Annotated in this window: 7 protein-coding genes; 1 reads left to right on the top strand and 6 read right to left on the bottom strand. The window is 74.4% G+C overall.

Going from position 1 to position 8,409, the window contains the following annotated elements:
* From JWR81_RS06625 to JWR81_RS06610, 4 genes are all read right to left on the bottom strand, one after another.
* Window positions 1–1,074: hypothetical protein (locus tag JWR81_RS06625; RefSeq protein ID WP_297648135.1), on the bottom strand; the 1,074-nt coding region annotated here is incomplete at its 3' end.
* A 10-nt stretch (window positions 1,075–1,084) separates the two neighbouring features.
* Window positions 1,085–2,008, bottom strand: coding sequence for a DUF389 domain-containing protein (locus JWR81_RS06620; RefSeq protein WP_297648142.1), 924 nt, complete (start codon window positions 2,006–2,008; stop codon window positions 1,085–1,087).
* Between the two features lie 28 nt (window positions 2,009–2,036).
* Window positions 2,037–3,818 (bottom strand): aspartate--tRNA ligase, encoded by a 1,782-nt coding sequence (gene aspS / locus JWR81_RS06615; RefSeq protein ID WP_297648132.1) that lies wholly within the window; start codon window positions 3,816–3,818, stop codon window positions 2,037–2,039.
* Between the two features lie 65 nt (window positions 3,819–3,883).
* Entirely contained in the window at window positions 3,884–5,944 is a 2,061-nt protein-coding gene (locus tag JWR81_RS06610) for an intein-containing Rv2578c family radical SAM protein (protein ID WP_297648122.1), read from the bottom strand.
* 241 nt (window positions 5,945–6,185) lie between these two features.
* On the opposite strand from JWR81_RS06610, the gene JWR81_RS06605 reads away from it, so the two are divergent.
* Window positions 6,186–7,604, top strand: coding sequence for a YibE/F family protein (locus JWR81_RS06605; RefSeq protein WP_297648119.1), 1,419 nt, complete (start codon window positions 6,186–6,188; stop codon window positions 7,602–7,604).
* A 7-nt stretch (window positions 7,605–7,611) separates the two neighbouring features.
* Here JWR81_RS06605 and JWR81_RS06600 read toward each other — a convergent pair whose 3' ends face one another.
* Both JWR81_RS06600 and JWR81_RS06595 read right to left on the bottom strand, forming a co-directional pair.
* On the bottom strand, window positions 7,612–8,136 hold the full coding sequence (locus JWR81_RS06600; protein ID WP_297648116.1) for a methyltransferase domain-containing protein: 525 nt from the start codon (window positions 8,134–8,136) through the stop codon (window positions 7,612–7,614).
* A gap of 97 nt (window positions 8,137–8,233) precedes the next feature.
* The coding region (locus JWR81_RS06595; RefSeq protein WP_297648139.1) for a His/Gly/Thr/Pro-type tRNA ligase C-terminal domain-containing protein at window positions 8,234–8,409 on the bottom strand (176 nt) is incomplete at its 5' end.

Below are 8,409 nucleotides of genomic sequence, written 5' to 3'. Positions count from 1 at the left end.
CTCCGCTGCCACCGCCAGCTCCCGCCAGTAGTGGGCGAGCGCGGTGCTGATCCGCGGCGAGCGCATCGGGTCGTTGCCGACGGGCATGTCCTTGACGCGGATCCGCGGCAGCATCCACCAGGTGCAGAGCCAGACCCAGAGCAGCTGCGCGTCGAACAGCCGGTGCTCCAGCACCGCGGACTCGTCGAGGTCGGGCCACACGGCCGCGATCTCGTTGCGCCACGCCTCGAGCATGCTGTCGGCCATGCCGTCGGGCAGCGCGAAGCTCGCCTCGCAGCCGGGGAACGGCACGCGGAAGTAGGCGGCGTCGAGCGCGACGTCGCGGAAGCAGCCCCACTCGAAGTCGACGAACCGCACGCCCCGGCTGGTGACGAGGTTGTTGTCCGGGCACGTGTCGGACGGGCTGAACGCGCGGAACCGGGTGCTGCCCAGCAGCCGCGCCGTGTCGTGGGCCTCCTGCGCGGCGGCGGCCGGCACGATGACACCCAGTTCCTGCGCCAGCAGGCCCGCCACCCCCGCGAAGGCGAGGCGGGCGTCCTCCGCCATCGGGTCGCGCCAGGCGCGTTCCCCGAGGCGGCGCAGCAGGGCGCCGAAGTCGTTCTCCCGGCCCGCGGTGGCCGCCTGCATCCGCCCCAGCGCCCGCGCCCAGCTCAGCAGGCACCGCTGGGCCGCCGCCGGATCGGGCCCGAACAGCTTGTCGGCGAGCGTGGAGCTGCGGCCCAGGTCCTCCAGCACGAGCAGGCGGGCCTGCGGGTCGTGCGCGATGAGCACCGGGCTGGGCCGCGCGTCGGCTGGGAGCGCGGTGAACAGCTGGCAGCTCGCCACCTCGTAGTGGAACGGGTCGGGCCGGCCGGGATCCGGGTCGCCCAGGTAGTGCTTCACGACGAGCGTGCGCGGCAGCGAGAACGGGTTGCGCGCGACCCTGGCCCGCGCGACGACCGAGCGGTCGCTGCCCCCGAGGTCCTCGGGATCGGCCAGGACGACGCCTGCTCCGGCCCTCCGGGTGAGCAACCGCTCCGCCGCGGCCAGCGCAGCGAGCACCGGCCTGGGGAATCTGCCCAGGTCGTCATCCATCACGTCGACCTTACCCCGCGGAGAGCCGGCGCAATCCCCGCCCACGCGCCGTCCGGCGACGCGACAGCATCAGCACCGCCACCGCGGCGACCACGATCCCCACCACATTGACGACGAGCTGCAGCGCCGACCCGAGCGCCTCGTCGTAGCGGCCCTCCACCAGCGCCACCGACGCGAACGCCGCGGCCGGCACGGTGGTGACCGAGATGAACACACCGACCAGCGACGCCGACTTCGCGGAGGTCAGCGCCAGCATCCCGGCGGCGCCCGCGAGCAGGGCGACGATGAGGGAGAACCAGCCGACCTCGTAGATGAAGTCGGTCTGCTGCAGGTTGTCCAGCGCCGAGGTGGACAACAGCCCGGTGGCGTCGAAGACGATGGCCGCGAGCGCCGTCACCAGCATCGCCAGCGGGAACCCGGCGCCGAGCGCGAGCGCCCCGCGTCGGACGAGATCGCCGCGGCGCAGCACGATGCCGACTGCGACGGCCGCGAGCGGCCCGAACTCCGGCCCCAGCACCATCGCGCCGACGACGGTCACCGGGGAGTCGGTGACCCCACCGATCGCCGCGAGCACGCACGCGATCGTCAGGAACGCCTGATAGCCGATCGACAGCCGCGAGTCCTCGCCGGTGCGGGCCACCAGCTCGTCCCAGACGATCGCGTCGTTCGGGTCGCCGGGCACCTCCTCCTCGGCGGCGTCGGCGAGGTCGGACAGCGTGGTGTCGATCGTCTCCAGAGTGACGCCACCGCTGCGGTCGATGCGGAGCTCCCGCAGCGCGCCGAGCACGCCGTCGACGGCCTCGCGGGTGACGTCGGCCTCCACCACGTCCCCCTGGGGCTGCACCGCCGCGCCCGGCAGCACCGTGACGTGCGTGGCGCCGGGCTCGGCGAGCAGCAGGTCGCGCACGTCGCCGGTGCGGGCGGACGGCGTGATCACCCTCAGGTGCTGCACGACCGCGTGATCAGCCCTGCTGCGGGGTGGGCGCCGCCTCCGGCGCGGGCAGCGCGTCGACGCCGGCCTCCTTGCGCTGCTCCGGGGTGATCGGGGCGGGGGCCTGGGTCAGCGGGTCGAAGCCGCCGCCCGACTTCGGGAACGCGATCACCTCGCGGAGCGACTCGGAACCCGTCAGCAGCATGCAGATGCGGTCCCACCCGAACGCGATGCCGCCGTGCGGCGGCGGGCCGTACTGGAAGGCGTCGAGCAGGAAGCCGAACTTCTCCCGCTGCTCGGCCTCGTCCATGCCCAGCAGCGCGAACACGCGCTCCTGGACGTCCGAGCGGTGGATACGGATCGAGCCGCCGCCGATCTCGTTGCCGTTGGCCACGATGTCGTAGGCGTAGGCCAGCGCCTGGTCGGGCGCCTCCTCGAAGCGGTCCGTCCAGTCGGCGTTGGGCGAGGTGAACGGGTGGTGCACCGCCGTCCAGCCCAGCTCGTTGCCCTTGTCGTCACGGACCCGCTCGAACATCGGGGCGTCGACGACCCAGACGAACGACCACGCGTTCTCGTCGACCAGGCCGCAGCGCTGGGCGATCTCGCCGCGCGCCGCGCCGAGCAGCGCCCGGGCGTCGGACGGGTGGCCGGCGGCGAAGAAGATCGCGTCGCCCGGGTTGGCGCCGACGGCCTTGGCCAGCCCGTCGCGCTCGGCGTCGGAGAGGTTCTTGGCCACGGGACCGCCGAGCTCGCCGTCCTGCCCGACCGTCACGTACGCCAGGCCGCGCGCACCGCGCTGCTTGGCCCACTCCTGCCACGCGTCGAACTGCCGGCGCGGCTGGTCGGCCCCGCCGGGCATCACGACGGCGCCGACGTAGGGCGCCTGGAACACACGGAACGCCGTGTCGGCGAAATAGTCGGTGAGCTCGGTGAGCTCGATCCCGAAGCGCAGGTCGGGCTTGTCGGAGCCGTAGCGCGCCATCGCCTCGGCGTAGGTCAGCCGCGCGATCGGCCGCGGGATCTCGTAGCCGATCAGCTCCTTCCACAGCGCCGAGACGACCGTCTCGCCGAGCTCGATGACGTCGTCCTGCTCGACGAAGCTCATCTCGATGTCGAGCTGGGTGAACTCGGGTTGGCGGTCGGCGCGGAAGTCCTCGTCGCGGTAGCAGCGCGCGATCTGGTAGTAGCGCTCGGTGCCGGCCACCATCAGCAGCTGCTTGAACAGCTGCGGGCTCTGCGGCAGCGCGTACCAGGAGCCGGGACGCAGCCGGGCGGGCACCAGGAAGTCGCGCGCGCCCTCGGGCGTGGAACGGGTCAGCGTGGGCGTCTCGACCTCGACGAAGTCGCGGTCGTGGAGCACGTTGCGCGCGACGCGGTTGGCCTCGCTACGCAGGCGCAGGGCCGCGGCCGGGCCACTCCGGCGCAGGTCGAGGTACCGGTACTTGAGGCGGATCTCCTCGCCGACCTCGCTGTGCCCGTCGATCGGGAACGGCAGGGGGGCCGACTCCGACAACACCTTCAGGTCGGTGACGGTGACCTCGATGGCGCCGGTGGGCAGGTCGGGGTTCTCGTTGCCCTCGGGGCGGAGCACGACCTCGCCGGTGACCTGCACGACGAACTCCGAGCGCAGCCGGTGGGCGCGCTCGGCCATCTCGCCCTCCCGGAACACGACCTGGGCCGTGCCGGAGGCGTCGCGGAGATCGATGAAGATCACGCCGCCGTGATCACGGCGGCGGGCCACCCACCCGGCAAGGGTCACGGACTGTCCGACGTGCTCGGCACGCAAGGTGCCGCTGGGGTGGGTGCGCATCACGCTGCGAGGTTATCGGTGTACCCCTGGCGGTCGGCCAGCAGGTTTCCCCCGGGCGCAGCAGTTGGTCACAACAGGCTCAGCTGCTCGCTCCGCGGTGGCTCCGGCGGGTCGGGTGCGGGCGGCACCTGGCCGCGCAGCGTCGTCGCCGAGCCCGTGAGGCCGTGGCGGCGCAGGAGCGGCCCGACGCGCGCCCCCAGCGCGCGCCGGTACTCCGGGTCGACGTACGCGCCGCGCCGGTAGAGCCGCGCGTAGCGGTCCACGAGCTGCGGGTACTCCCGCCCCAGCCAGGTGAGGAACCACTCACGGGTACCCGGCCGCAGGTGCAGCGCCAGGACGCTCGCCCCGGTGGCCCCGGCGGCGGCGATCCTCCCCAGCAGCGCGTCGAGCGCCTCGGCCGAGTCGGTGAGCAGCGGCAGCACCGGCGCCACCATCACACCGCACGACAGCCCGGCGTCGGTGATGCGCCGCACCATGTCCAGCCGGGCCGACGGCGACGGCGTGCCGGGCTCGAGCCTGCCCTGCAGGTCGCGGTCGACCAGCGCGATCGACACCCCAAGCCCGACGGGCACGTCCGCGGCCGCCGCGGTGATCTCCGGCAGGTCGCGCGCGAGCACAGTGCCCTTCGTCAGCAGCGAGAACGGCGTGCCCGACCGTGCGAGCGCGCCGATCACGTCGGGCATCAGCCGGTAGCGGCCCTCCGCGCGCTGGTAGGGGTCGGTGTTGGTGCCCATCGCCACCGGCTCCCGCCCCCAGCTCGGCCTGCGCAGCTCCCGCTCCAGCACGCGCGCGACGTTGACCTTGACGACGATCTGGCTGTCGAAGTCGGCCCCGGCGTCCATGTCGAGGTAGGTGTGGGTGTTGCGGGCGAAGCAGTTGTGGCTGACCACGCCCTCGGCCACGAAGTCGCCGGTGCCGGTGGTGATGTCGTACATCGGCATCGAGAGGCCGAGCGGCCGCACGCCGACCACCTCCAGCGCCGGGCCCCCGAGCACCGGCGCCCCGCTGATGTCACGCCGGCGCCCGACCGCCGGATCGGCGACCTGCGCGAGCCGCAACAGCGCGGCGGGGCCGCCTGCCACCCGCACCACTCGGCCGCCGGCAGACCGGCCGACCGCGAACCGGAAGCCCAGCCGGTGCAGCGCACCGGCGACCCGGCCGATGATCTCCTGGTCGGTCCCGAGGGTGAACCGCAGCTCGCCGGCCTCGACCTCGCCGCGGACGTCTGCGAGGCCGCCCAGGAACCCGGCGCACCAGTCGTCATCCGGATGTGCGGGCCAGCGCACCACCTCGTCCACGGGGGCGATGCCACCGCGACCGGCCGGGCGCGGGATCCGGCCCGGCTCGCCGGCGCCGGCCGCCACAGCGACCGGCCGGATGGCGGGTTCGGCGAGGAAGCCGTGGGCCCGGCCGAGCGCCTCCAGGGCGACGCGGTCGGACGGGAATCGCCCGCTCCCGAGGGCGTCGCTCCCGAGGGCGTCGCCGCCGAGGGCGTCGCCCCGGACCAGCCCGCACAGGTAGCCCTGCCGGTAGGCCGCGCTGTGCGGCCGTCGCGAGCGGGTGGCGGCCGCCCCGGCGCGCCCGATCGGGCCCGGCCCGACCAGCCTGCTCCCCGGCCGCAACCGCGGTCGGCGCCCCGACCCGCACCACCCGCCGGCCACGTGCCGCCATCCCCCCTCGGTGAGGAACCGGTGCTCGCCGCTCGCGACCAGCTCGGTGCCCCCGCCGAGACGCACCACGTGCGCGGGCTTGGTGGTGGGCCAGTGCGCGAGCACCGTGGTGCGGACGTAGCGGCGGGTGCCGTCGACCTGCTCGGTGCCCGTCACCGCGTCCCCCACCCGCAGCTCGGCGATCGGGCGCGTGCTGCCGTCGGCCATCAGCACCCGTGTGGGCCCGGCCAGGCAGTACACGCAGGCATGGGAGCAGCCGCGGTACGGGTTGACCGTCCACCGGAACGGGACCGGCGACGTGCCCGGCACCCGGTTGAGCGCCGACCGCGCCTCCACCTCGTGGAAGGTCGTGCCGGCGAACTCCGGGGTGCGGACCGTGCGCAGCAGCCCGCGCAGACCCGGCAGCGTCGCCTCGGCACCGATCCCGTCCTCGAGCACCTGCTGTTCGCTCCACCGCATGGGGATGAGTCGAACACATGTTCGATCATCGCGCAATCCCCATCCGCCCCCGGCGCCTGCGGGTCGCCGACAGTGATCGACCGGTCGTCAGGCGTCACCGCTGTGGGTTACCACCGACCGGGCGGATGCCTGCGCGTCACGCAGGGCGACGTTGACAGGATGGGCGGATGCCGACGGACGAGCCGGGGTCCCGCCCGCACCGGACCGCCCCGGTCCGCCGCCGGGTCCGTCGCCGGGTCCGATGAGGTCCGATCCCGGACGGCACCGCCACGGCAGGCCCGGCACCGTCCCGCTGACCCCGCCGGGCGGCACCCCGACCGCGCCTCCGCGCAACGTCGGGTCCCGGCACGCCGAGCCCCGCACCGAACCCTTCCGGGCGCTGCCGCGCGTCCCGGAGGAGGAGCTCTGGTCGAAGCCCGCCGCCCACCGCATCCGGCCGCCGCAGACGGCCGCTGCGTCCGAGCCCGAGCTGGCAGTCCAGCTCCCGCCCGGACACGGACACGGTCACGGGCACACGCCCGCCGCCCCGGCCGGACGCCGGGTGCGGATCCTCATCGCCGCGCTGCTCGTGCCCTGCGCGCTCGCCACCCTCGTCGGCCTGCTCGTGCTGTGGCCCACCGCCACACCCGCGGCGAAGAGCGCCGGCACGCCCGTGGACGGCCAGGTCACCGCCACCAAGGTCTCGGAGTGCACGCCGGGCAGCGGCGACAACGGGTGCCTGGCACTGGTGATCCACATGGCCGACGGGCCGATGCCCGGCCGCGACCTCGCCCAGCTGGTGCCGGTGGAGCCGAGCACCCCGAGGTACGCGGTGGGCGACCGGATCGTGCTCAGCTGGTCGGGCGGCAATCCGGAGGACCCGGGGTCGTACTCCGTGGTCGACTTCCAGCGCAGCGGGGCGCTCTGGTGGCTCGCCGGGCTGTTCGCAGCCGCGGTGCTGGTGCTCGGCCGCTGGCGCGGGCTCGCGGCACTGGTCGCGCTGGGGCTGAGCTTCGTGGTGCTCATCGTGTTCGTGCTGCCGTCGATACTCGACGGCCACAACCCGCTCGCCGTCGCCGTCGTCGGCGCGTGCCTGATCATGTTCGTGGTGCTGTACCTGACCCACGGCCCGTCCGCCCGGACGTCGACGGCCGTGCTCGGCACCCTGGTGTCCCTCGCGCTGATCGGCGGGCTGAGCTACCTGTTCTCCGCGGTGGCCCGGCTCACCGGCCTCGACGAGCAGACGGCCTCGCTCATCTCCACGCTCGGCACCAGCGTGGACGCGCGGGGGCTGCTGCTCGCGGGCGTCGTCATCGGCGCACTCGGCGTGCTGGACGACGTGACGGTGACCCAGACGAGCGCGGTCTGGGAGCTGCGGCGGGCCAACCCCGAGCTCGGCGCCCGGGCGCTGTTCGCGTCCGCGATGCGGATCGGCCGCGACCACGTCTCGTCCGCGGTGAACACCCTTGTGCTCGCGTACGCGGGCGCGTCCCTGCCGTTGCTGCTGCTGTTCTCGCTCTCGGGCCTGCCCCTCGGCGACGTGATCACCACCCAGGACGTGGCGAGCGAGGTCGTCCGCACGCTCGTGGGCAGCATCGGGCTGGTGGCCTCGGTGCCCATCACGACGGCCCTGGCTGCGATCGTGGCCAGCCGGGAGACCCGGGAGTCCCTGCCGATGTAGACCCCGGTCAGGGGCGGCGCGCCACCACGGTCGCCTCGCCGTTCCCCTCCTGGGCGGTGAGCACGTCGAGGCCACCGAACGCCGCGAGCAGCTCTCCGGGGCCGGCGCGGAAGGGGCCTGGTTCGTCGTCCACCTCGGACAGCACGGTGACGACCAGCAGCCCACCCACCGCCAGTCGCTCGACGAAGGCCGAGTAGAGCGACGGGTCGCGGAACCGCTGGCAGACCACCACGTCGTAGGGCCCGGCGCACGCGTCGGGCAGCCCGCGGTCGAGGTCGTGGTGAACGCGCCGGACGCCGGGCACGCCGTCGAGCGCGGCCAGGCCGACCGCGGAGACGTCCACCGCGTCCACGGCGAACCCCCGCTGCGCGAGCCACACCGACACCGCGCCCCGCCCGCAGGCCACGTCGAGCGCCCGCCCACCGGCCGGGAGCAGCTCGGACCGCCCGCGCAGGGCATCGGGCGGCAGCGGCCCGACGTGGTCGACGTCGGCGTGCCTCGCGTCCCACCGCCGAGCGTCCTCGCTGCTCACGGCGACGTCGCAGCACGTGCGGCGTCCGCGCGGCCCACGGACGCGCCGCCAGGACGCGCCCCGGGCTGCGAGGTCGGCTGGGCGATCGGCAGGGAGGTCACCCGAGGCGGCCGAGGAGGTCGTCCACCACCGCGTCAAGGGCCACAGCCTGCTGGTCGCCCGACACCAGGTCCTTCACCCCGACCGTGCCGGCCTCGATGTCACGGTCGCCCAGCACCAGCGCGAACCGCGCACCGGAGCGGTCGGCCGACTTCATCGCGCCCTTGAGCCCGC

The organism is Pseudonocardia sp. (genome assembly GCF_025965585.1).
Classification (GTDB): Bacteria; Actinomycetota; Actinomycetes; order Mycobacteriales; family Pseudonocardiaceae; genus Pseudonocardia.
This window is presented reverse-complemented; position numbering and strand designations above follow the sequence as displayed.